The following is a 22156-nucleotide window of genomic DNA, read 5'->3' as shown; positions in this document are numbered from 1 at the left end:
CTCACCTTTTCTCTCTCTTTATATTTGAGGTTATTTATGTTTTAAATATTTTAATGTCGCCATGCCCATTGTTTTTGCAGCAACTAACATCGCTCTTTCATCAAAATCAAAACGTGCATGGTGATGTGGATACGCCGATTCCCATTCTGGATTTTTTGCTCCTGTAATAAAGAATGTACCTGGAACTTTTTCTAGATAATACGCAAAATCTTCCCCAATCATAAATGGTGCACACTCTTTAACATTTGTAACTTCTGGTACTGAGCACGCAATATCTGCAATAAATTGTGTTTCTTTTTTATGATTGACAACAGGTGGATATCCTCTAGAAAAATGATAATCACAAGTTGCATGTGCGCCTTCGCAAATTGTTTTTACTAGGAGTTCTATTTCCTGCTCAAGCAATGTGCGCACACTTTCTTCAAAAGTTCTTACCGTTCCTTTAATAACAACACTCTCAGCAATGACATTAAAAGGATTAATCGCTTCAAAATGCCCTACTGATACAACAGCAGATTTCAGTGGATCCACTCTTCTTGAAACAAGGGTTTGCAACTGTGTAATAAATTGTGAACCGATGACGATTGCATCAACAGAATTATGAGGCTCGGCACCATGCCCCCCTTTACCGTGAATCGTGATTTCAAACATGTCTGCTGCCGCCATAATCGAACCGTTGCGTACTAAAACATCTCCTAATGGGGTTGGTGCCCATAAATGCGTACCAAAAATAACATCCACCCCATCTAAACAACCGTCCTCAATCATTGGCTTAGCCCCACCCGGTGTAATTTCTTCTGCAAACTGATGGATAAATACAACATTACCCGCCAATTCAGAACGCATTTCTTTGAGAACTTTAGCAAGAACAAGCAAAGTTGCGGTATGACCATCGTGACCACAAGCATGCATAACACCATCAACTTTTGATTTATATGGGACCTCGTTTAATTCTTGAATCGCAAGGGCATCAAAGTCTGCACGTAACGCTACGGTTTTTCCTGGTTTCGCACCTGGTAATTTCGCAACAACACCACGCCCTCCTACTCCTTCACGCACTTCAAGACCTAACTTTCTGTGATAATCCGCTATAAATTTTGGCGTCATCACTTCTTGGAAAGAGAGCTCAGGGTTTGCATGCAGATGTCTGCGAATCGATACCATCTCATCATAATTTTTATTTAATGCCGAAAATAAATCATTCATAAGGTATCCCCTCTCTAAAATTCGACAATAGTATACTGTTACTTTACCATGACTTTTACAATATTATATAGAGAGAAATTAATTATTATTTGAAATAAAAAAAGAATTACTAAGATATGCATCTAGTAATTCTTTCAACGTTATTTGTGTTTTAAGATAGAAACAATAATTAGAATCCATCCACTGATAAATAATACTCCCCCGATTGGCGTAATGGCACCAAGCGTACCAATCCCAGATAACGCTAAAATAAATAAGCTTCCTGAGAAGAAGAGTATTCCTAGATTCATACAAATTGCCGCGATTTTAAGTTGCTTAATCGGGCCAAGTAGTTTGATTAAAACCCCAATGAACAGTAAAGCAGTTGCATGGAACATTTGGTATTGTACAGCAGTATCCCAAATGCCTGCGCCGTAGTCATCTAGTACATTTTTTAATGCGTGGGCACCAAACGCACCTAATGCCACAGCAAGTAAACCATGAATTGCACCGGATATGATTGAACCTTTCATGTATAAACTGACCTCTTTCTATATGTACGATTAAATTAAAAATCAAAAATCGAATCCCCATTTGCATCGTTTTCTGTAAGCTTTGAAGCATTTAACGATGAAACACTATTTATGATACTTTGAGATTGACTGGGTGAAGTATTTGATTGATTCAGACTAACACTTTTTGTAGTAGGTTTTGAAATCTGATTGTTAGCTAGTCCAACATTGCATAGGGCACGAATGGCAGTAAGTTGTTCACGAATTTGTTGTTCGTCTTCTGTATTTTTAGCATTTGCTAGATGTACTTCGATTTCATCTAAAAGTGATTTGTAAGAAATCATCATCTACGGTCCTCCTGTGTTTGTTTCGGTGAAAATTGCATACAATCCATACCTGACGATTGTTTAACGATTATGGAAGGAAGCTGTTTTGATTTAAATTGATAAGCCGCGCATCCTCTTGGGTTATTTTGGTCCCAAGTTACACGGAAATGCTGACATTTAAAGCAACTGACTTTCACGGTTGCTCCCTCTCTTTCTATAACAATGTAACATGATTCAAGTGAAGTTAAAAGTTAAGTGTTCTTTGTTTTATGTGCGGTTTGTTCATGTTTATGTGCGTTTTTGTCTTGTTTATGTGCGGTTATCTCAACTTTATGTGCGGTTTTGTCTTGTTTATGTGCGTTTCTACAAACTCCAATCAATTGGTGGTTGTCCCCATTCTGCTAACTTGGTGTTAATTTTAGAGAATGGTTTACTTCCGAAGAAACCTCGGTACGCACTTAATGGACTTGGATGGGCCGCTTCTAAAATATAATGATGAGGACCATATCGTTCAATAATTTTTTTCTTCTTTTGAGCAGGTTTTCCCCATAACACAAAAATCATCGGACGAGTTCTTTCAGCAAGTTTTTCGATCACCACATCGGTAAACTGTTCCCAGCCCTCTCCTTTATGTGAATTCGCTTCACCTTCTCGTACCGTTAATACTGTATTTAATAAAAACACACCTTGGTTTGCCCATTTCATTAAATTACCGTCTGTTGGAATTGGACATCCCAAATCGTTATGAAGTTCTTGAAAGATGTTTTTTAAACTTGGCGGAATAAGAACTCCACTATTTACTGAAAAACATAGACCATTTGCTTGCCCTTTGCCGTGATATGGATCCTGCCCTAACACAACCACCTTCACCTTAGAATAAGGTATTTTTTTAAAGGCATTCATGACCTCATGTTTCGGTGGATAAACAGTTGATTTATTATATTGATCCGCGACAAATTCCTGCAAATGAATGAAATATCTCTTTTCAAATTCTTCAGCAAGGATATCTTGCCAATCATTATCAAATACTGTATTCATATAATTCACCCCACCTTCACCGTACTTGATTGTTGAATCGGTTTCAATAGAAGATTTTATGTTTTTCACCAATCAACCCAAAACTGACCCTACAACATTTTATAATTCTGACCATTTTAGTATAGTCAGATTTATTTTATACTGTAAGCATTAGATAAGATAAGGGAGTAGATAAAAATGTCATTGAAAAAAACTTTAACAATAGCTGGTTCTGACGCATCAGGAGGAGCAGGTCTAGAAGCAGATTTAAAAGCATTTGAAGAACATAATACGTATGGGATGGCAGCCGTGACAGTTATCGCGACAATGGATCCTGATAACAATTGGGCTCATGGAGTTCATACATTACCAATTGATGTGTTAAAAGCTCAATTAAAAACGGCCTTCTCAACTGGCATCGATGCGCTTAAAACAGGAATGTTATCAACAGAGGAAGTAATTCAAACAACAGGTGAAGCAATTAAGGCATCTGGCGTACAAAACGTTGTAATTGACCCTGTAATGGTATGTAAAGGAGAAGATGAAGTATTAAATCCAGGTACGGTAGATGCAATGATCACATATCTTCTACCAAACGCCCTTGTCACAACTCCAAACCTGTTTGAAGCTGGCCAATTAGCTGGCACTGGCACACCGAAAACGATTGATGAATTAAAAGTAGCAGCAGAAAAAATTATTGCGCTTGGTGCGAAAAATGTTGTCATTAAAGGGGGCCGCGCACTTCAAACAGATAAAGCAGTAGATTTATTCTACGACGGAAGTGACTTTTATTTATTAGAAACAGAAAAAGTTGACACGCTTTATAATCACGGTGCTGGTTGTACATTTGCAGCAAGTATTACAGCCAATTTAGCAAATGGACTTTCCGTAAAAGACGCCATTTTTGAAGCAAAAGAATTCGTTGCAGCAGGCATCAAACATGGCTGGAAACTAAACGAATTCGTCGGCCCAGTATACCACGGCGCGAAACCTCGACTTGGCGCACCAGAAGTTACAATCGAAAAAATTTAAAAATATGTACCCGGCACACATTTTCTGAATGGTTTTCGTGCCGGGTACTTTGCTTTTTCTTTTCATAAAGTTACATTTTTTACTATAATATTAGTAAATAGATGTGAAAGGAGAATTAAGATGAAGGAAGTACAAACGAATGAGCTCCAAAAGTTGCTTAATTCTTTTGCGAACAAAGACGTCTATATTCATCTAGAAACTACAAATGGAGCATATGCAACACATTTTGATGAAAAAGTGTTTAATGCAGGAGCGTTTATTCGGAATGCAAAAATTCGCTATGAACTTGCGAAAATTATTGACGATACTCCACATCGCGTTGGCTTAAAGATGGAACATGGTTGGGTGTATGCACAAGGAATTACCCATTATGAATTGGATGAACATGGTCGGTTACTTATGGCTGGATTAGACTATACAGGGAAACTTGCTGTGGCACTAGAAATTAGTGAAACACCATTTTCTTATTAAGGAGTGAAGCAAATGACTTTACAACCACAACGTCAAATTTTAGTTGTCTTTCCCCACCCGGATGATGAAGCCTTTTCATCTGCAGGTACAATCCGACTTTACAGAAATATGGGTGTCCCAGTTACATACGCATGTTTAACTTTAGGTGAAATGGGAAGAAACCTAGGAAATCCACCGTTTGCCACACGTGAATCTTTACCAGAAATTCGCCGTAAAGAATTAAAAGAAGCATGTGAGTTTATGGGGATTGATGATCTACGTATGATGGGGTTACGCGATAAAACGGTAGAATTTGAAGATGATGAAAAAATGGTGAAGCTTGTAACAGACTTAATCGATGAATTAAATCCATCCCTCATCATTACCTTCTATCCAGGGTATGCAGTTCACCCGGATCATGAAGCAACAGCACGTGCTGTGATTGAAGCTGTTCGACGTATAAAACCAGAAGATCGCCCAACTGTTTATGCATGTGCATTCGCGAACAACACTGTAGCAGAAATTGGTGAGCCGACAGTATTAATCGATGTTAGCAGCGTAAAGCAAGATAAGGTTAAAGCTCTTCAAGCCCATGCATCTCAAACAGCTTGGATGATACAAGAAAGTACAAAGCGCGTTGACGAAGGCCGACCTATGAGCGATAGTTGGTTACACTATGAAAAATTTTACCAATACGAATTTGAAGATTAATACGTACTTTTTTAGGGAGACTATACTATTGTAGTCTCCTTTTTTTATATTAGGTAACTATTACCATCCTATACGTACTGGTGTATAAACATTCAACTTACCTATTCGTATTTTTTCATTTTAAACTGCACTATCCCTTTGCTACATATGCTAATTATTCAAATTGCATACAGCCTAAAGATTCAGAATACTTTTACTTTCTCAAAACGTATTTACAATTGCATATAAACGCCTTATAGTGTATAAATATTCAATATTAAAGTATAGAGAGGTAAAAACATCATGAAGAAATTCACACCTTATACATGGTTCCTTTTTATCGTTCTTTCATTAGTAGGTGTATTTTTATTTATTACACCTCTTAATACAGATGACGGAATTAAGGTACCTATTGCAATACTCGCAAATGCACTTTCTACTCAAGTTGCATCCGTTATACATTGGTTCGCATTTTTCATCTTTATCATTGCAGCTGTTGGCGCAGTTATTATCAAATTCGTACCAGAGAAAAAAGAACGTTCCATTTGGGATTCATTATTCCGTGTAAATTGGTTCTGGACAATCATGCGTATTTTAGCTGTCATTTTTGCAGCTATGTATTTATTCCAAGTAGGACCTGAAAGCTTCACGAGCGACTACACAGCTGGACTATTAATCACTCCAGATGGCGGACTCGTTACAATGATGTTTTCATTATTCCTTTTTGCAGGATTGCTACTTCCGTTACTGACAGACTTCGGACTACTTGAGTTTTTCGGCTCTATGATGGTAAAAATTATGCGTCCGTTATTCAAAATTCCTGGTCGCTCTGCTATTGACTGTTTAGCATCATTCGTTGGAGACGGAACAATCGGTGTCCTTTTAACAGCTAGACAATACGAAGAAGGTAACTACACTGCACGTGAAGCAGCAACGATTGCAACAACTTTCTCAGTCGTTTCGATTACATTTTGTTTCGTAGTGCTTGAAACTGTTAACTTAAACAACTACTTCTTCTCTTTCTATGGATCGGTTATTTTAGTTAGTATTATCCTTGCATTCATTATGCCACGCATTTATCCATTACGTGGTAAAGCTGATACAAATTTTGATGGTTCGATTCCTGATGAAAAACGCGAAGATGTTCCTGAAGGTTTTAATGCTATTACTTTTGGTTTACACAATGCCTTAAAAAAAGCAGAAGATAATAAAAATTTAGGGAAAGTTATTGGCTCTGGACTTAAAAACGTTTTAGAAATGTGGTTTGCCATTACTCCTGTTATTATGGCATTCGGTACTATCGCATTAGTTCTTGCTGAATATACAAGTTTCTTTAAAATCTTAGGTATGCCGTTTGAGCCAATTTTAGCAGCTTTACAAATTCCTTTTGCAGATGAAGCTGCTCAAACAATGATCGTTGGTTTTGCCGATATGTTATTACCTTCAATTTTAGGGGCTGGCATTGAATCAGATTTAACTCGTTTCTTCATCGCCACAGTTTCAGTAACACAATTAATTTACATGTCAGAGGTCGGTGGATTAATTTTAGGTACGAAACTTCCAATTAAAATTTGGGATTTATTCATTATCTTCCTAATCCGTACGATCATTTCGATTCCAATTGTTGCTTTAATTTCACATATGATTTTCTAAGGGGTGGTGGGTTACCATCCCTTTTTCATTTCCACAATTATGTAATGTTAAAAGTTCGTTCACAATAAAGCGTTTTCATCCGTTAAATTTTTTGAATTCAATAAATATTTGTGAAAAAAGCCGATTTTCTATGTTAAAATTAAAAAACGTTTTAAATATAATAAAACTTTCAAGATTAAAAAATTATTTGAAAGTTCAGCCAATAGAAACCTATAGTACGGAGGTAACAAAACGATGGAAGTTGACTCAAAAACATTTGCAGTGGAAAATATTTTAATTGCACATCACCTACTAAAAGATGTTGTTGTACATACACCACTTCAAAAAAATGAATACTTATCTGAAAAGTACAGTGCAAATATTTATATTAAACGTGAAGATTTACAACATGTCCGATCTTTTAAATTGCGCGGTGCTTATTATAAAATTAAAAAAATTGAAGATGCTGCCCGCACTAGTGGAGTAGTTTGTGCAAGTGCCGGAAACCATGCTCAAGGTGTAGCCTTTGCATGTGCACATCTAGGTATTAAAGGTGCTATCTTTATGCCTTTAACAACGCCAAAACAAAAAGTAGATCAAGTTCGTATGTTTGGTCGCAACAATATTGAAATCATTTTAGCTGGGGATACATTTGATGATTCTGCAGCTGCAGCAATGGATTATTGTGATGAACACGAAATGATTTTCATCCATCCATTTGATGATTTAGATATTATTGCTGGTCAAGGGACGGTTGCGGTTGAAATTATGAATGATATCGAAGCACCTATTGATTTCTTATTCGGTGGAATCGGTGGCGGAGGACTAATGTCTGGGGTTGCATCCTACGTAAAAAACCTTTCACCAAACAGTAAAGTAATCGGGGTTGAGCCATCTGGTGCTGCAAGTATGAAGGCGGCCTTTGACAATGATGGCCCTACTACTTTAGCGAAAATCGATAAATTCTGCGACGGCACAGCTGTACAATGTGTTGGTCAAACAACTTATGAGATTTGCCGCACGTACTTAGACGATATCGTGCTCGTTCCTGAAGGTAAAGTAAGTACAACGATTCTTGATCTATACAACAAGCACGCAATCGTTGCAGAGCCATCTGGTGCCCTTCCAGTAGCTGCTCTTGACCTATATAAAGATGACATTAAAGGAAAAACTGCAGTTGTTGTCATTACTGGTGGAAACAATGACATTAGCCGTATGCAAGAAATCCGCGAAAAATCTTTATTATTTGAAGGTTTGCTTTATTATTTCATCGTGAACTTCCCACAACGCGCAGGAGCTTTGCGCCAATTTTTAACGGTTGTTCTTGGTCCAAATGATGATATTACAACATTTGAGTACACAAAGAAAAACAACAAAGAAGCTGGCCCTGCATTAGTCGGCATCGAAGTAAGCAAACCAGAAGATTACCAAGGCCTAATCGAACGTATGCGTACAAACGGTTTCGAATTTAAAGAAGTAAATAAAGACAGCACGTTGTTTGGATTGTTAGTTTAATATATAGCGCACTCGGATCTAGTTCGGGTGCGTTTTTTTGTTTTATGTGCGGTTTTTTGATGTTTATGTGCGGTTTTGAATGATTTATGTGCGCTTTTCGGACATTTATGTGCGGTTTCGAGGAATTTATGTGCGCTTTTCTAAATAAGTTAAAATATTTGAAGGGATTTTATACTTTCGATCTTTCCTAAAACCTTTATACTCTAAATTCAAGTCAGCAATTAATCGATTTGCCGCATATCGTGATTCAATCTTTAGATAGTTTCTAAATTCTCCATTGGATATCCATTCATCATGTAAATTCCGATAATCATGTAGTGCCTCATACAGAGCTTTTTTAGTTTTTGTATTACAAACAGGACAGACAAAATGTCCATGTTTATACTGCATTACTGATGTGTACTGACAAGCTTTACAAAGCGCACCATTCCTCAACTTATTCTGATCAATCGTTGGACTCCATTTTTTAGGCTTTCTCATCTCAAGTAGCTTTGTTTTTGCACAATCCATTTGGTGTTCAGGAATTTGTTTATGTTGATACTTAGAAAATAATTGATAGACATGAGTTTGTAGTCCACTTACATGGAAAATAGATACTTGTTGTGGAGCGTCTCCAATGATTGTTGTGGGCTGTGCTAAAACGATTGCATACTCAATTGGTAAAATGAGATTCCAACTCCTAAACACTCGTTTAAAGAATCTTACATGACGTTCAATTTGATCAATTGGATTAGAAAAGGCTTCCCTTGTTCCATCTAAACGTGTTCTAATAAACTGATGTTTCTTTTGGTAAAAGTCAACCCGACCTCCTATGTTTTTTATCTCTAAGAGTAAGATAAAATTTTGGCAAAGAAAGATTGTATCCATTTGATGTGAATGATTGACTTCATTTTCCGTTTCATAGCTATGAAATAAATAGTATTTTGAAGGTATGACCATTTCCTCCCATTCTCGATCAACACGAATTTCTCCCTCAAATCCATGTTTAGTCGTCGTATATATATTTTTATAATACTCATACTCTTCATCTTCTATTGTAATCTACGTAATATACTTTCTAGTACTATTAATTTATTAGGTTTCTCTCTTTTTAAAACAATCATTCCTCTCCCTCCTCGGCCAAATTTTATAATGTACTTCTCTATATGGTCAAAGTTCCAAAATGGAATTTCACCCCAATTTTTTCTCCTAAAAAGTAATTTTCACCTGCTCAAATAACAAGGTGTATTCACAAGAATCAAGGAATCGTAACACCTTTCAATTGATTTTGCTTTCTCCCAAAAAATAAGTTTCGCATTTTTGCACATAAAAAAACCTCAGTGTTAGTCTATCTAACAACTGAGGCATGATATTCTATTATCCCAACAACGCTCGGTCGGAGTTCATTTTTTCACCACGGATTTTTTCGAACTCGCTCATTAAGTCTGGGATTGTTAATGTTGGCTTTTTAGCTTCATCAATTGAAAGGATGATTTGACCTTTATCCATCATGATGAGGCGGTTTCCTAAATCGATTGCTTGTTGCATATTGTGGGTAACCATTAAAGTTGTTAGGTTCCCTTCTTCAACAAGTTGTTTCGTTAAGTTTGTAATTAACTCAGCACGAGATGGGTCAAGGGCAGCTGTATGTTCATCCAATAATAGGATGGCAGGTTTTGTAAACGTTGCCATTAATAAAGATAAAGCTTGTCGTTCCCCACCTGATAGCATACCTACTTTTGCATTTAAACGATTTTCTAAATTTAAATGTAATTTTTCTAAAGATGTTCTGAAGAAATCACGACGTTCACGATTTGATCCACTGCGTAATTGGCGTTTTGCATTTCTTGAGTAAGCAATGGCTACGTTTTCTTCAATTGTCATTGAAGGTGCAGTACCAGCCATTGGATCTTGGAAGACGCGGCCAATGTAGTGAGAACGTTTGTATTCAGGAAGTCTCGTAACATCTTTCCCATCAATCGTAACTGTTCCAAAGTCAGGTGTAAGTGCTCCTGAAATCATGTTCATCATTGTTGATTTTCCGGCACCGTTACTTCCGATAATTGTCACAAAGTCACCAGGAGCTAAATGTAAGTTAATATTGTCTAATGCAATCTTTTCATCGGGTGTTGCCTCGTTAAAGATTTTATTGATACCCTCTAATTTAAGCAAGGTGATTCCCCCCCGCCACGTTTTGCTCGCCAAGTCGTTCTGTCCGTCTTTTTAGTTTTCGTCTCTTCTCTCGACGTTTGTCAATGTATTGTGGAAGAACTAACGCTAAAATAACAATTACCGCAGTGATTAGTTTCATATCAGATGTATCTAACCAATCGATGCGTAGTGCTATTGCATAGATTATACGGTAAATAATAGCACCCGAAATAACTGCAATTGTTGTACGGAAGATTGTTTTTGTTCCGAAAATAGCTTCACCGATAATAACAGATGCTAGACCGATAACGATCATCCCAATCCCCATATTTGCATCGGCAAATTTTGAATATTGAGCGATTAAAGCTCCAGAAAATGCAACTAAGGCATTTGAAATTCCAAGACCTAACACAATTAACGAATCCGTATTTGCTGAGAAGCTTCGAATCATTCTTTTGTTGTCACCTGTTGCACGGATTGCAAGCCCAACTTCTGTTTTTAAGAACCAATCTGCAATAAACTTAATGATGAGTGTAATGATTAGCACTACTAAAACTGTTCCCCAAGTAGATGGAGCTGATTGGAAGCCTAACGTATTTTTAATTAAATTCGTTAATGCATCATCAATGCCTAAATTGCTCCAAAAACTTTGAAATTGTGAAAAAATCGTATCAGAATTCATGAGTGGAATATTTGGTTTTACAATTGCATTTTCTGCAGATAACCCCATTATACGTAGATTGATTGAATACAACGCAATCATCATTAGAATACCTGAAAGGAGTGGATTTATTTTACCTTTCGTGTGTAAAAGACCAGTCATACATCCTGCAATAAATCCAGCAACAATTGCCATTAATGTAGCTAGTAACGGGTTGTACCCTAGAGCGATCATCATTGCCGCTGTAGATGCCCCTGTAACAAAGCTTCCATCAACCGTTAAATCCGGAAAATCTAACACTCGGAATGTTAGGTACACCCCGAGTGCCATAATTGCATAGATGATTCCTTGCTCAACTGAACCGAACAATGCTGCAAACATATTGAATCATCTCTCCTAACTAACTTTTATTATTCAAATAACTCTGCATTCCAAGTGTCTTTTACTTCAAGACCTAGTTTGTCTGCAGGTGTTTTATTAATAAGTAACTTTAAGTTCGCTGGGTATGCTGCTGGAATTTCTGCAGGTGTAGCTTCACCGTTTAAGATTTTCACAGCCATTTGACCAGCTTCATAACCGATATCATAATATTCAAAGCCATATGCACCTAGAGCCCCACGTTTTACAGAGTCTAGTTCACCAGCCATTAATGGAAGTTTGTTTGCTTCAGCAACTTCAACTACTGATTCAAGAGCAGAAACTACAGTGTTATCAGTGATAATGTATAAAGAATCAACTTTACCGATTAAAGATTCTGTAGCTTGTTTTACTTCAGCAGATGTTGAAACCGCTGCTTCTTCTAATTTTAAGCCAGCTTCTTCTAACAGAGTTCTAACTTGGTCTACTTGAGCTACTGAGTTTTGTTCACCAGTGTTATAAACAGTACCTACTGTTTTAGCACCTAATTCGTCTTTTAAGAATGCTACAGTTTTCGCGATTGTATCAGGATGTAAGTCAACTGTACCTGTTACGTTACCACCAGGAGCTTCCATCGAATCGATTAATTCAGCACCAACAGCATCCGTTACAGATGTGAAGATGATTGGAATATCAGACGTTGCACCTTTTACAGCTTGAGCTGATGGAGTTGAGTTAGCGAAAATTAAATCAACACCTTCATTTACTAAGTTTTGTGCAATTGTCGTGTTCATACTTTGGTCGTTTTGAGCGTTTTCTTCAACAAATTCTACTTGTAATCCAGCGTCTTCAAGTGCTTTTTTGAAGCCGTCAGTTGCAGCGTCTAAAGATGGATGCTCAACGATTTGTGTAATACCAACTTTGAATGATTTTGCTTCTTCTGTACCTTCTGTTTCTGTACTTTTTTCTGTAGTATCAGTAGATGTTTCACTACCACCACCACATGCAGCTAGTAAAAGTACTAGACCAAAAAGTAAGAATGAAAGTTTCTTCATACTACTCTTCATGTGTCTAATTTCCCCCTGACTTTTTGTGTACTCAAATTCTTAACAATTTTTCGAATCTATTACACAATTCGAAAAATTAGAGTTTATCGATATATTACATTGTACTTATTTAATAGTCAACAACATTAGGAATGTTCTGAAAAACTTTAATAATCAAATAGTATTAGAATAATATTAATTTGACGCTTTAAATCGCTAAACTATAATAAATAAGAATACCATTTAACTATATTCAAAAAATAATTTCTTATGGCGAAATTTCGACATTTTCCTATATTAATTAGTACAATAATCACCCTACTAATATAAATTTGACATAAAAAATAAAATATTATAATATATTATCTTGTGTTCTTTCACCGTGGTTCGAGAACCTCCCACGAAAAAAAACTAAGGAGAAGTGAATATGAAGGTAAAATTTTTAGCAACAACTGGGATTATTGCAGCTCTATATATTGCTGTAACGATGCTAGTTGCGCCATTTGGATTTACGGAAGTTCAATTCCGTGTTTCTGAAATGTTTAATCATTTAGTAGCTTTTAACCCACGCTACATGCTAGGTGTTGTAATTGGCGTATTTATTGCAAATCTATTCTCACCACTAGGTATTTATGATTTAATTTTTGGCGTAGGACACTCTATTATTACGCTTGCAATCTTCATTTTAATATGTAGGTTTGTAAAAAATACGTTGGCCCGAATGATCATCAACTCATTTTTATTTACATTTACGATGTTTATTATCGCCTTTGAATTAAATCTTGCTTTAGAATTACCGTTTTTATGGACATGGTTAACATGTGCTGTTGGTGAGTTTGTGGTATTAATCGTTGGTGTGCCAATTATGCATCTTTTAAATAAACGTTTAAATTTCAAAGATTTAATTTAACGTTCGAACCGATAGACTATAAAACGTCTGTCGGTTTTTATTATTTATTTTCGTTGCAAAACTTTTCTGAAAACATTGACAAGGTGAAATATTAAGTCTAGAATACTATTAACTAATTGTTCGGATACGGTAGTAGGTTGCGGGAGCGCGACCACCGTCAGAGCAAAGCAGAGTTTAGATGAGAATAGCAGAGTAAATTGATGAATAAGAATAGTAGCGCATTTTTTGGACGCTAAAGAGAGCTAGTGGTTGGTGTAAACTAGTGCGGACAAATGCGTGAATGGGCCTTATGAGAGCAACTAGCTTTCATGTTAGTTGACGTCTTTCCTACGTTACAAGGAAGTGTTTTTCGTGATTTACTACACGAAATTACACACCAAGGTGGAAGTAATTTTTTTACTTCAACAGAGGTGGCAACGCGGTGCAAATCGTCCTCTACAAACGGGTTTTTCCCTTTTGTAGAGGACTTTTTTATTGCGTCAAAACAGCTTCCCTTATTCTTACCTGCTAAAACCAAATATAGGAGGACAAAAATATGGGTATCCAGTTATTCACTAGTCGAGCAAATGCAAAGGAAAATTTATCTTTTGACGAAATGATTCAAGCTGCAAAAATCGTATTTAATGAAGAAACACCAAAAGAAGAAATTAAAACCTTTCTTCTTGCTTTAAGTGCAAAAGGTGAAACAGCAGAAGAAATTGCTGGCCTTGCTACGGTTATGAAAGCAAACGCGGTTGAAATTCCCGTTCCAGAAGGTCGTTATTTAGATAACTGCGGAACAGGTGGCGATGGTTTAAAAACTTTTAATATTAGTACAACATCGGCATTTGTCCTTGCAGCTAATAATGTTCAAGTGGCGAAACACGGCAATCGTAAAATATCGAGTAATTCTGGAAGTTCAGATGTTTTACAGGCATTAGGAATTCATAACGATTTTACTGTTATGGACTCAGTTGAACTAATTAAACAACAAGGAATTGCTTTTCTCTTTGCACCAGGTGTTCATCCAAAACTAAAACGCATTGGAGAAATTCGCAGAGATATTGGAAAACCAACAATTTTTAATATGGTAGGGCCACTAACGAATCCGGTGAATTTAAAAGCTCAACTTGTCGGCATTAACCGACCAGACCTAGTAGAAGATTATGCGAAGGTATTACGATTATTGGGCCGTGAACGTGCAGTTGTTGTTTCGGGTTCAAATGGGATGGATGAGGCTTCATTAAACGGTGCAAATACATTAGCCTTGTTAGAAAATGATGAAATTAAACCATTCACATTAAATATAGAAAATCTAGGTCTCTCCCCTGCTCCAATTAGTGCCCTAGTCGGTAGTACGCCGGATGACAATGCAGTGATTTTACGTGAGCTATTAAAAGGGAAACAAAGCGCTTATTTTGATGCTGTTTTATTAAATTCAGGACTTGGTTTCTTTGCTTACGGTCTTGCAGATTCTGTCAAAGAAGGAATCGATATGGCTCGAGATAGCATCTTCTCTGGGAAGGCATTACAAAAACTTGAGGCGATTGTAGAGTTTAGCCAATCGATTTTAAAGGAGCGTGCAGTGTAAATGACGATTTTACAAACGATTTTAGAATATAAAGAAACCCTTATTCCACAACTACTGGCAAACGAACCGAACTTTGATGTGCCAACAAAATCACGTATTTCCTTGTACGAAGCTTTGCGCAATTCTGATACGCTACAAGTTATTTCAGAAATGAAGCGTGCTTCACCTTCAAAAGGATTAATTAATGAAGGAGCAAATCCTATAGAGCAAGCAAAAAAATATGAACAGGCAGGCGCAGTTTGTATTTCTGTTTTAACGGAAGACAAATTTTTTAAAGGTTCATTTGAAGATCTAGCTGATATTGCAAACACCGTAAATATTCCGATTTTAAATAAAGACTTTATCATCCACGAAGTACAAATTGATTATGCAAAAGCAGCAGGTGCATCTGTTATTTTACTTATCGTTGCAGCATTGTCTGATGAAAAATTAAAAGCACTTTATGACTATGCAACAGCTTTAGGATTAGATGTTTTAGTAGAAGTTCATAACGACGAAGAGATTGACCGCGCTTTAGCAATCAATCCAAAAATTATCGGGGTTAACAATCGTGATTTAAAAACCTTCACCCTTGACCTTGCTCAAACTGAAAAATTGGCAGCAAAAATCAATGCCCATGATGACATCGCCTTTATTAGTGAAAGTGGCATATGGAATGCAGAAGATGCCGAACGAGTTGCTGCTGTTGGGGCTCGCGGTGTATTAGTTGGTGAATCATTAATGCGTAGTGGTGATGTAGAAGATGCATTAACATCATTGCAAGTTCCCCTTCCCTTTTTCGTAAAGGATGTGAAGTAATGGTTAAGGTGAAAATTTGCGGCCTAAAAGAGGAAGAACATGTTGTTTCTTCTATTCGTGCTGGTGCTACTTGGATCGGCTTTATGTTTGCACCAAGCAAAAGGCAAATTACCATTGAACGGGCTTCCGAACTTGCAAAACTTGTCCCCCCTCATGTAAAGAAAGTCGGCGTTTTTGTTAATCCAACTGAAGAACAAGTACGGGAAGCTGTAAATATAGTTGGCCTTGATTACGTGCAATACCATGGCAACGAGGATCCTGAATTTATTCAAAAGTTAGGTTATCCGTCCATTAAGGCCCTTTCTATCCGCACTTATGAAGATGTTGAAAAAGCAACTAAGTATGAGGTGGATTACTTTTTGTTTGACGCACCAGGTATAGATTTTGCTGGTGGGAGCGGAAAAGTTTTTGATTGGTCTTTACTTGAAAAGCTCTCTATCCCAAACGATCGCGTTATTCTTGCAGGCGGTTTAACTAGTGAAAATGTAGGTCTTGCCATTGAACAAGTACAACCATATGGCGTGGACGTATCTAGCGGTGTCGAACGAGATGGTGCCAAAGATTCTAAGTTAATAGAACAATTTATTAAAGCGGCGAACCTTAAAGGAGTGAACAGCAAATGACAACAGAAGTAAAAGGTAGATTTGGCCGTTTTGGAGGTCAGTTCGTTCCTGAAACCTTAATGACAGCATTACAAGAATTAGAAGAAGCCTATGAGCACTTTAAAAACGATGACTCTTTCCAACAAGAACTTCATTATTATTTAAAAAATTACGTTGGTCGGGAAACTCCCCTATACTTTGCTGAACGATTAACAGAAGCTTGTGGTGGAGCAAAAATCTATTTAAAACGTGAAGACTTGAATCATACAGGTGCCCACAAAATCAACAACGCTCTCGGCCAGGCACTGTTAGCAAAAAGAATGGGTAAGAAAAAAATCGTTGCAGAAACGGGCGCTGGTCAACACGGTGTTGCAACTGCTACTGCCTGTGCCCTTCTGAACTTAGAATGTATCGTTTACATGGGCGCAGAAGACGTGAAACGCCAAGCATTAAATGTATTTCGGATGGAGTTGCTCGGCACTAAAGTGGTAGCCGTTGAAAAAGGTTCCGCTACTTTAAAAGATGCAGTAAACGAAGCACTACGTCATTGGGTAACTCATATTGATGACACACACTATATTTTAGGTTCAGCATTGGGTCCTCACCCGTTCCCTACAATTGTTCGTGATTTCCAACGTGTAATTGGCGATGAAACAAAGGCTCAAATTTTAGAGATCGAAAATCGTCTTCCAAATGCCATTGTCGCTTGTGTTGGTGGAGGAAGTAACTCAATCGGTATGTTCTATCCATTTGTGCAAGATACGGACGTTGCTTTATATGGTGTAGAAGCTGCTGGCCAAGGAATCGAAACTGGTAAACACGCTGCTGCTATTCAAGGTGGGCAAACTGGTGTACTTCATGGTGCATTCATGTATTTACTACAAGATGAAAACGGGTTTATCACAGAAGCCCATAGCATTTCAGCAGGTCTTGACTATCCAGGTGTAGGGCCAGAACATTGCCATCTTCATGAAACTGGTCGTGCAACCTTCGACAGTGTAACAGATGAAGAAGCTTTAGAAGGTGTGAAATTGCTTTGTCGTACAGAAGGAATTTTACCTGCATTAGAAAGTTCCCACGCAGTATATTACGCATCAAAACTAGCAAAAACGATGTCACCTGATGAGATTCTTGTTATTTGCTTATCTGGTCGTGGCGATAAAGACGTTCATACCATTTCTGCTGCCCTTGGAGGTGACTTAGCATGAGTCAATTAAAAGAAGCAATCCTTTCAACTACTTCTGGAGGTAATAAAGCATTTATTCCCTATATCATGGCTGGTGATGGTGGGTTAGAAAAATTACAGCCTACGATTTTAAAACTACAAGAGCTTGGGGTTACGGCAATTGAAGTGGGTATTCCCTTTACTGATCCTGTTGCAGATGGACCAACTATTGAACGTGCTGGTGAACGTGCTTTAGCTAATGGCACAACTTTACGCAAAGTAATTGAAACATTAACGAGCTTTGCGGATAAGATTCAAGTCCCACTTGTTGCCATGACTTATTTAAATCCAATATTAGCTTATGGTGTTGAAAAATTTGCAGAGGACGCTAAGCTTGCAGGAATTCGAGGTGTTATTATTCCTGATATGCCATTAGAAGAAAGAGAAATTGTCCACCCTGCTCTAAAAGCTAATCACATCGCTCTTGTACAACTTGTTTCTTTAACTAGTACTTCAGAACGCATTGAACGATTAACGAAAGCAAGTGAAGGTTTTATTTATGCTGTAACCGTTAACGGAATCACAGGTGCTCGCTCAAGTTTTGCGAGTGAATTAGAGGAGCATTTCAAAAAGATTCAAGAATACACAGATACACCAGTGTTAGCTGGTTTTGGGATCTCAACTCCAGAACATGTAAAAAGCTTTAGTGATTTTTGTAGTGGTGTTATTGTTGGTAGTAAAATTGTTGATAGTTTAGTAGCTGATGACTGGGCAACAATTGAAGAGCTAGTTAAGGCTTCTAAAGTAACAGCAGTGAAATAAGAATTGAAGTTGGCGGATAAAATTAACTTAGGAGATGATTTTCAATGAGTCAAGTAGCAATTAAAAATGGTTATTATGGAGAATTTGGAGGCAGCTTTGTTCCTGAAGATTTACAACAGGTTTTACAGTACATTGGTGAGCAATATGAAAAGTATAAAAACGACCCAGAATTCAATGAAGAATTAGACTATTATTTACGTGAATATGCAGGACGTGAAAATCCTCTATACTTAGCTGAAAATTTAACAAAACAATTAGGTGGCGCGAAAATCTACTTAAAGCGTGAAGATCTAAATCATACAGGATCCCATAAAATTAACAACGTGTTGGGTCAAATTTTACTTGCTAAACGTATGGGTGTGAAACGTGTGATTGCTGAAACAGGTGCGGGTCAACACGGTGTTGCAACTGCTACTGCATGTGCTATGTTCGGTATGGAATGCACAATCTACATGGGTGCAAAAGATACAAAACGCCAAGCATTAAACGTTTTCCGTATGGAGTTACTAGGTGCAAAAGTTGTTGCTGTTGATAAAGGCCAAGGTTTGTTAAAAGAAGCTGTAGATGAAGCTTTCGCAGACTTAGTGGCAAACTATAAAAATACGTTTTATTTAATTGGTTCTGCTGTAGGCCCTACTCCTTATCCAGAAATGGTTGAACATTTCCAATCGATTATTAGTAAAGAAAGTCGCGCGCAACACTTAGAAAAAGAAGGTAAACTTCCAACTGCTGTTGTAGCCGCTGTTGGTGGTGGTAGCAATGCAGCAGGTGCTTTTGCCCACTACAAAGAAGACAAAGAAGTACGTTTAATCGGTGTTGAACCAGCAGGCGCTGCTACGTTATCTAAGGGTTCTCCTGCTGTATTCCATGGTTTTAAAAGCTTTGTTTTACAAGACGAAGAAGGCAACCTGTTAGAAACAAGTTCAATTGCAGCAGGTCTTGACTATCAAGGCGTTGGTCCGTTACATGCACATTTACATTCTACTGGTCGTGGTGAATACGTAACGGTAACAAATGAAGAAGTATTAGAGGCGTTCCAAACACTTTCTCGAGTAGAAGGAATTATCCCAGCATTAGAAAGTTCACATGCTGTTGCGTACGCTTTAAAACTTGCCCCTACACTTTCACCAGAAGACAGCATTATTGTCAATGTATCTGGACGCGGTGATAAAGACGTTGAGCAAGTATTTGAAATGTTAAATAAATAAGATTAGAGGCTAGGAGAATTTTCAGATCACTCTCCTAGCCTACTTTTATGATATCTTTTTTAACTTTTGTTTTAATTTATCTAACATATCAATGGTCATTTTTTCTAAATCATACTCTGCTTTGAATCCCCACTCTTCTACTGCTGCTGAAGAATCGATTGCATTCGGCCAACTATCCGCAATTTTTTGACGAACAGGATCAACATTATAACTCATTTTAAATGAAGGAATATGCTTACGAATTTCATCTGCAATTTGAGACGGCTCAAAACTCATAGCGGAAATATTGAACGCATTGCGATGGTTTAACTTAGAACCGTCTGCTTCCATTAAATCAACAATTGCTTGTAGGGCATCTGGCATATACATCATATCCATATACGTACCTTCTGCAATATAAGATGTATAGCTGCCCTGCTGAACTGCCTTGTAATAAATATCTACCGCGTAATCGGTCGTTCCCCCTCCAGGAGGCGTCACATATGAAATCAATCCTGGAAAGCGTACCCCTCTCGTATCGACACCAAAACGAGAATAATAGTAGTCACACAATAATTCCCCAGCCACTTTATTAATTCCGTACATCGTTGTTGGACGCTGAAGTGTATCTTGTGGTGTATTATCTTTCGGTGTTGACGGTCCAAACGCTCCAATTGAACTTGGTGTGAAAAATTGTAAACTTAACTCCCTTGAAACCTCTAATGCATTCATTAATCCGCCCATATTAAGATTCCACGCAAAAAGCGGATTTTTTTCCGCGGTTGCCGATAGTAAAGCTGCCATGTGAATAAGTGTATCTGCACCAAACTGTTTGGCAAGTTCATACATACGTTCTGCATCTGTTACATCGAGAATCTCAAATGGTCCACTTATCTTTGGATCTTTTCGTATGTCTGTGGATAAAACATTGTCTTCCCCATAAATATCACGTAACTTCACAACTAACTCAGAACCAATTTGGCCTAACGCACCCGTTACCATTATTTTTTTCATGCTGTACCCTCCTCTGATGAAAAACAATTGTCCACCTTAAAAATACACTTAATCATTGATATATCAACATCTCCAATGATTTTTATTATAATTCGTTCTCTTCAAAAAGACAATAAAAATTACATTTTTTTAAAACCTAGGCATGCTCTCCCTATCATATGCAGTAGAGGCACGAGATGTAAAAGTTAAAATGCAGGGATTATTAATTTGCGAAGAACTACCACACTCGTATTTAATTGGAGAATGTTGAAGAAGTAAATTTAATGATTGTAATTGAAGATTGTATGGGTTCTTTTCGAAATATGCTACATTCGCTCTTAACTTCAGGATTTATTCTAGGGGTTATTGATTATATGAGAAAGAGGTTTTTAGGTGAAAGGGATTTCTAAATTTGGAATTTTTATTAATTTCCTTATCGTTTTGAGTAAATTCTCTAAAAGCCTATAGAAATTGGGGAGATAATCAGGCGATATCTAGCTTCCTTTTGTTTGGTGGGAGCTATTATATTAGTACTTGGATTATACAAAACATTGAAATCTAAGGTGAAGCCCACAGATATGGTATATAATATCAACTTAGACAGAAAAAAGGTGCAATTTTTTAATTGCACCTTTTTCGCTTATCCAGAATATTTTACTAGATATAACTGTATTCTGTAATTTTTATGACCCGTACGGGATTCGAACCCGTGTTACCGCCGTGAAAGGGCGGTGTCTTAACCACTTGACCAACGGGCCAGAACAATATGTATGCTGGCGGAGAAGGAGGGATTTGAACCCTCGCGCCGGTTACCCGACCTACACCCTTAGCAGGGGCGCCTCTTCAGCCTCTTGAGTACTTCCCCATAATGGCTCCGAAGGTAGGACTCGAACCTACGACCAACCGGTTAACAGCCGGTTGCTCTACCACTGAGCTACTTCGGAATATTAAAATGGTGGGTCGGGACGGAATCGAACCGCCGACACTTTGAGCTTCAGTCAAATGCTCTACCAACTGAGCTACCGACCCATTAAAATAAATGGCGGTCCCGACCGGGATCGAACCGGCGATCTCCTGCGTGACAGGCAGGCATGTTAACCGCTACACCACGGGACCATTTGGTTGCGGGGACAGGATTTGAACCTGTGACCTTCGGGTTATGAGCCCGACGAGCTACCGAACTGCTCCACCCCGCGATAGTATTATTATTATAATTTATAATTGGTGGAGCCTAGCGGGATCGAACCGCTGACCTCCTGCGTGCAAGGCAGGCGCTCTCCCAGCTGAGCTAAGGCCCCATTATTTAATGCTGAAATGATTTGTATGGTCGGGAAGACAGGATTCGAACCTGCGACCCCTTGGTCCCAAACCAAGTGCTCTACCAAGCTGAGCTACTTCCCGCAAATTTCTCGGGCGTTTAGAAACCACAATTACTTTTATCCGTAGCCAAACGCTCAAATTAATGGTGCCGAGGACCGGAATCGAACCGGTACGGTAGTCACCTACCGCAGGATTTTAAGTCCTGTGCGTCTGCCAGTTCCGCCACCCCGGCACAT

Annotated in this window: 22 protein-coding genes, 9 tRNA genes, 1 riboswitch and 1 other annotated feature; of the genes, 12 read left to right on the top strand and 19 right to left on the bottom strand. The window is 37.9% G+C overall.

Annotation, left to right across the window (positions count from 1 at the left end; genetic code table 11):
* Window positions 1–30 precede the first annotated feature (30 nt).
* The 5 genes from CRO00_RS00155 to CRO00_RS00135 all read right to left on the bottom strand — a co-directional run bounded on the left by CRO00_RS00155 (window position 31) and on the right by CRO00_RS00135 (window position 3061).
* Entirely contained in the window at window positions 31–1206 is a 1176-nt protein-coding gene (locus CRO00_RS00155) for a M20 family metallopeptidase (protein ID WP_097071627.1), read from the bottom strand.
* A gap of 140 nt (window positions 1207–1346) precedes the next feature.
* Window positions 1347–1718: a DUF423 domain-containing protein gene (locus CRO00_RS00150; RefSeq protein ID WP_097071626.1), complete on the bottom strand. Its 372-nt coding sequence runs from the start codon at window positions 1716–1718 to the stop codon at window positions 1347–1349.
* Window positions 1719–1753: 35 nt separating this feature from the next.
* Window positions 1754–2044 (bottom strand): YwdI family protein, encoded by a 291-nt coding sequence (locus tag CRO00_RS00145; protein ID WP_237658276.1) that lies wholly within the window; start codon window positions 2042–2044, stop codon window positions 1754–1756.
* Window positions 2041–2220 (bottom strand): uracil-DNA glycosylase, encoded by a 180-nt coding sequence (locus tag CRO00_RS20375; RefSeq protein ID WP_097071625.1) that lies wholly within the window; start codon window positions 2218–2220, stop codon window positions 2041–2043. The genes CRO00_RS00145 and CRO00_RS20375 overlap by 4 nt, the downstream gene beginning before the upstream one ends.
* A gap of 166 nt (window positions 2221–2386) precedes the next feature.
* Complete coding sequence (locus tag CRO00_RS00135) at window positions 2387–3061, bottom strand: uracil-DNA glycosylase (RefSeq protein ID WP_097071624.1); 675 nt, start codon at window positions 3059–3061, stop codon at window positions 2387–2389.
* Window positions 3062–3238: 177 nt separating this feature from the next.
* Here CRO00_RS00135 and thiD point away from each other — a divergent pair, with 177 nt between their 5' ends.
* The 5 genes from thiD to ilvA all read left to right on the top strand — a co-directional run bounded on the left by thiD (window position 3239) and on the right by ilvA (window position 8359).
* The gene (thiD, locus tag CRO00_RS00130) at window positions 3239–4072 is read left to right on the top strand and encodes a bifunctional hydroxymethylpyrimidine kinase/phosphomethylpyrimidine kinase (RefSeq protein WP_097071623.1); all 834 of its coding nucleotides are present in this window, start codon (window positions 3239–3241) and stop codon (window positions 4070–4072) included.
* A gap of 120 nt (window positions 4073–4192) precedes the next feature.
* The gene (locus tag CRO00_RS00125) at window positions 4193–4543 is read left to right on the top strand and encodes a YojF family protein (protein WP_097071622.1); all 351 of its coding nucleotides are present in this window, start codon (window positions 4193–4195) and stop codon (window positions 4541–4543) included.
* Between the two features lie 12 nt (window positions 4544–4555).
* A complete protein-coding gene (gene bshB2, locus CRO00_RS00120; protein WP_097071621.1) occupies window positions 4556–5233 on the top strand; it encodes a bacillithiol biosynthesis deacetylase BshB2 in 678 nt (225 codons plus the stop codon).
* Window positions 5234–5515: 282 nt separating this feature from the next.
* Complete coding sequence (locus CRO00_RS00115) at window positions 5516–6865, top strand: YjiH family protein (protein WP_097071620.1); 1350 nt, start codon at window positions 5516–5518, stop codon at window positions 6863–6865.
* Between the two features lie 234 nt (window positions 6866–7099).
* Window positions 7100–8359 carry a threonine ammonia-lyase IlvA gene (gene ilvA, locus CRO00_RS00110; protein ID WP_097071619.1) on the top strand — a complete coding sequence of 420 codons (1260 nt, stop codon included), beginning with the start codon at window positions 7100–7102 and terminating at the stop codon, window positions 8357–8359.
* Window positions 8360–8485: 126 nt separating this feature from the next.
* On the opposite strand, the gene CRO00_RS00105 is transcribed toward ilvA, so the two are convergent.
* The 4 genes from CRO00_RS00105 to CRO00_RS00090 form a co-directional block, all read right to left on the bottom strand.
* Window positions 8486–9361, bottom strand: coding sequence for a nuclease-related domain-containing protein (locus CRO00_RS00105; protein ID WP_272914302.1), 876 nt, complete (start codon window positions 9359–9361; stop codon window positions 8486–8488).
* Window positions 9362–9715: 354 nt separating this feature from the next.
* On the bottom strand, window positions 9716–10510 hold the full coding sequence (locus CRO00_RS00100) for an ABC transporter ATP-binding protein (RefSeq protein ID WP_097071617.1): 795 nt from the start codon (window positions 10508–10510) through the stop codon (window positions 9716–9718).
* Complete coding sequence (locus CRO00_RS00095; protein ID WP_097071616.1) at window positions 10503–11531, bottom strand: ABC transporter permease; 1029 nt, start codon at window positions 11529–11531, stop codon at window positions 10503–10505. The genes CRO00_RS00100 and CRO00_RS00095 overlap by 8 nt, the downstream gene beginning before the upstream one ends.
* 29 nt (window positions 11532–11560) lie before the next feature.
* Window positions 11561–12574: an ABC transporter substrate-binding protein gene (locus CRO00_RS00090; RefSeq protein WP_097071615.1), complete on the bottom strand. Its 1014-nt coding sequence runs from the start codon at window positions 12572–12574 to the stop codon at window positions 11561–11563.
* A 355-nt stretch (window positions 12575–12929) separates the two neighbouring features.
* Window positions 12930–12974: riboswitch (PreQ1 riboswitch) on the top strand.
* 6 nt (window positions 12975–12980) lie between these two features.
* On the opposite strand from CRO00_RS00090, the gene CRO00_RS00085 reads away from it, so the two are divergent.
* The 7 genes from CRO00_RS00085 to trpB (CRO00_RS00055) all read left to right on the top strand — a co-directional run bounded on the left by CRO00_RS00085 (window position 12981) and on the right by trpB (CRO00_RS00055) (window position 19628).
* The gene (locus tag CRO00_RS00085; RefSeq protein ID WP_097071614.1) at window positions 12981–13463 is read left to right on the top strand and encodes a QueT transporter family protein; all 483 of its coding nucleotides are present in this window, start codon (window positions 12981–12983) and stop codon (window positions 13461–13463) included.
* Between the two features lie 191 nt (window positions 13464–13654).
* Window positions 13655–13902: a binding site (T-box leader), on the top strand.
* A 96-nt stretch (window positions 13903–13998) separates the two neighbouring features.
* Entirely contained in the window at window positions 13999–15033 is a 1035-nt protein-coding gene (gene trpD / locus CRO00_RS00080) for an anthranilate phosphoribosyltransferase (protein WP_097071613.1), read from the top strand.
* A complete protein-coding gene (gene trpC, locus CRO00_RS00075) occupies window positions 15034–15831 on the top strand; it encodes an indole-3-glycerol phosphate synthase TrpC (protein WP_097071612.1) in 798 nt (265 codons plus the stop codon).
* On the top strand, window positions 15831–16454 hold the full coding sequence (locus CRO00_RS00070; protein ID WP_097071611.1) for a phosphoribosylanthranilate isomerase: 624 nt from the start codon (window positions 15831–15833) through the stop codon (window positions 16452–16454). Before trpC ends, CRO00_RS00070 begins: the two co-directional genes overlap by 1 nt.
* Window positions 16451–17641, top strand: a complete 1191-nt coding sequence (trpB, locus tag CRO00_RS00065; protein ID WP_097071610.1) for a tryptophan synthase subunit beta — start codon at window positions 16451–16453, stop codon at window positions 17639–17641. Before CRO00_RS00070 ends, trpB (CRO00_RS00065) begins: the two co-directional genes overlap by 4 nt.
* Entirely contained in the window at window positions 17638–18420 is a 783-nt protein-coding gene (gene trpA, locus CRO00_RS00060; RefSeq protein ID WP_097071609.1) for a tryptophan synthase subunit alpha, read from the top strand. Before trpB (CRO00_RS00065) ends, trpA begins: the two co-directional genes overlap by 4 nt.
* Window positions 18421–18464: 44 nt before the next feature.
* Window positions 18465–19628, top strand: a complete 1164-nt coding sequence (trpB, locus tag CRO00_RS00055) for a tryptophan synthase subunit beta (RefSeq protein WP_097071608.1) — start codon at window positions 18465–18467, stop codon at window positions 19626–19628.
* Between the two features lie 45 nt (window positions 19629–19673).
* Here the strand turns inward: trpB (CRO00_RS00055) and CRO00_RS00050 are convergent, their stop codons facing one another.
* From CRO00_RS00050 to CRO00_RS00005, 10 genes are all read right to left on the bottom strand, one after another.
* On the bottom strand, window positions 19674–20621 hold the full coding sequence (locus CRO00_RS00050; protein ID WP_097071607.1) for an L-threonine 3-dehydrogenase: 948 nt from the start codon (window positions 20619–20621) through the stop codon (window positions 19674–19676).
* 665 nt (window positions 20622–21286) lie between these two features.
* A tRNA-Glu gene (locus CRO00_RS00045) sits at window positions 21287–21358 on the bottom strand.
* Between the two features lie 16 nt (window positions 21359–21374).
* Window positions 21375–21465, bottom strand: a tRNA-Ser gene (locus tag CRO00_RS00040).
* A gap of 4 nt (window positions 21466–21469) precedes the next feature.
* Window positions 21470–21544, bottom strand: a tRNA-Asn gene (locus tag CRO00_RS00035).
* Between the two features lie 9 nt (window positions 21545–21553).
* Window positions 21554–21629, bottom strand: a tRNA-Phe gene (locus CRO00_RS00030).
* Between the two features lie 11 nt (window positions 21630–21640).
* Window positions 21641–21716 (bottom strand) — tRNA-Asp (locus CRO00_RS00025).
* Between the two features lie 3 nt (window positions 21717–21719).
* Window positions 21720–21796 (bottom strand) — tRNA-Met (locus CRO00_RS00020).
* Between the two features lie 26 nt (window positions 21797–21822).
* A tRNA-Ala gene (locus CRO00_RS00015) sits at window positions 21823–21898 on the bottom strand.
* A 26-nt stretch (window positions 21899–21924) separates the two neighbouring features.
* Window positions 21925–22001 (bottom strand) — tRNA-Pro (locus CRO00_RS00010).
* Between the two features lie 62 nt (window positions 22002–22063).
* Window positions 22064–22152: transfer RNA gene (locus CRO00_RS00005), tRNA-Leu, on the bottom strand.
* Between the last annotated feature and the right edge of the window lie 4 nt (window positions 22153–22156).

The organism is Ureibacillus xyleni (assembly GCF_900217795.1).
Lineage (GTDB): Bacteria > Bacillota > Bacilli > Bacillales_A > Planococcaceae > Ureibacillus > Ureibacillus xyleni.
The sequence above is the reverse complement of the archived record's forward strand: the minus strand, read 5'-3'. Positions and strand labels throughout refer to the sequence as shown.

Coding starts and splice junctions, on each gene's coding strand:
- CRO00_RS00155 (WP_097071627.1), bottom strand. CDS start 1,206: ATGAATGATTTATTTTCGGCATTAAATAAAAATTATGATGAGATGGTA.
- CRO00_RS00150 (WP_097071626.1), bottom strand. CDS start 1,718: ATGAAAGGTTCAATCATATCCGGTGCAATTCATGGTTTACTTGCTGTG.
- CRO00_RS00145 (WP_237658276.1), bottom strand. CDS start 2,044: ATGATGATTTCTTACAAATCACTTTTAGATGAAATCGAAGTACATCTA.
- CRO00_RS00135 (WP_097071624.1), bottom strand. CDS start 3,061: ATGAATACAGTATTTGATAATGATTGGCAAGATATCCTTGCTGAAGAA.
- thiD (WP_097071623.1), top strand. CDS start 3,239: ATGTCATTGAAAAAAACTTTAACAATAGCTGGTTCTGACGCATCAGGA.
- CRO00_RS00125 (WP_097071622.1), top strand. CDS start 4,193: ATGAAGGAAGTACAAACGAATGAGCTCCAAAAGTTGCTTAATTCTTTT.
- bshB2 (WP_097071621.1), top strand. CDS start 4,556: ATGACTTTACAACCACAACGTCAAATTTTAGTTGTCTTTCCCCACCCG.
- CRO00_RS00115 (WP_097071620.1), top strand. CDS start 5,516: ATGAAGAAATTCACACCTTATACATGGTTCCTTTTTATCGTTCTTTCA.
- ilvA (WP_097071619.1), top strand. CDS start 7,100: ATGGAAGTTGACTCAAAAACATTTGCAGTGGAAAATATTTTAATTGCA.
- CRO00_RS00095 (WP_097071616.1), bottom strand. CDS start 11,531: ATGTTTGCAGCATTGTTCGGTTCAGTTGAGCAAGGAATCATCTATGCA.
- CRO00_RS00090 (WP_097071615.1), bottom strand. CDS start 12,574: ATGAAGAGTAGTATGAAGAAACTTTCATTCTTACTTTTTGGTCTAGTA.
- CRO00_RS00085 (WP_097071614.1), top strand. CDS start 12,981: ATGAAGGTAAAATTTTTAGCAACAACTGGGATTATTGCAGCTCTATAT.
- trpD (WP_097071613.1), top strand. CDS start 13,999: ATGGGTATCCAGTTATTCACTAGTCGAGCAAATGCAAAGGAAAATTTA.
- trpC (WP_097071612.1), top strand. CDS start 15,034: ATGACGATTTTACAAACGATTTTAGAATATAAAGAAACCCTTATTCCA.
- CRO00_RS00070 (WP_097071611.1), top strand. CDS start 15,831: ATGGTTAAGGTGAAAATTTGCGGCCTAAAAGAGGAAGAACATGTTGTT.
- trpB (WP_097071610.1), top strand. CDS start 16,451: ATGACAACAGAAGTAAAAGGTAGATTTGGCCGTTTTGGAGGTCAGTTC.
- trpA (WP_097071609.1), top strand. CDS start 17,638: ATGAGTCAATTAAAAGAAGCAATCCTTTCAACTACTTCTGGAGGTAAT.
- trpB (WP_097071608.1), top strand. CDS start 18,465: ATGAGTCAAGTAGCAATTAAAAATGGTTATTATGGAGAATTTGGAGGC.
- CRO00_RS00050 (WP_097071607.1), bottom strand. CDS start 20,621: ATGAAAAAAATAATGGTAACGGGTGCGTTAGGCCAAATTGGTTCTGAG.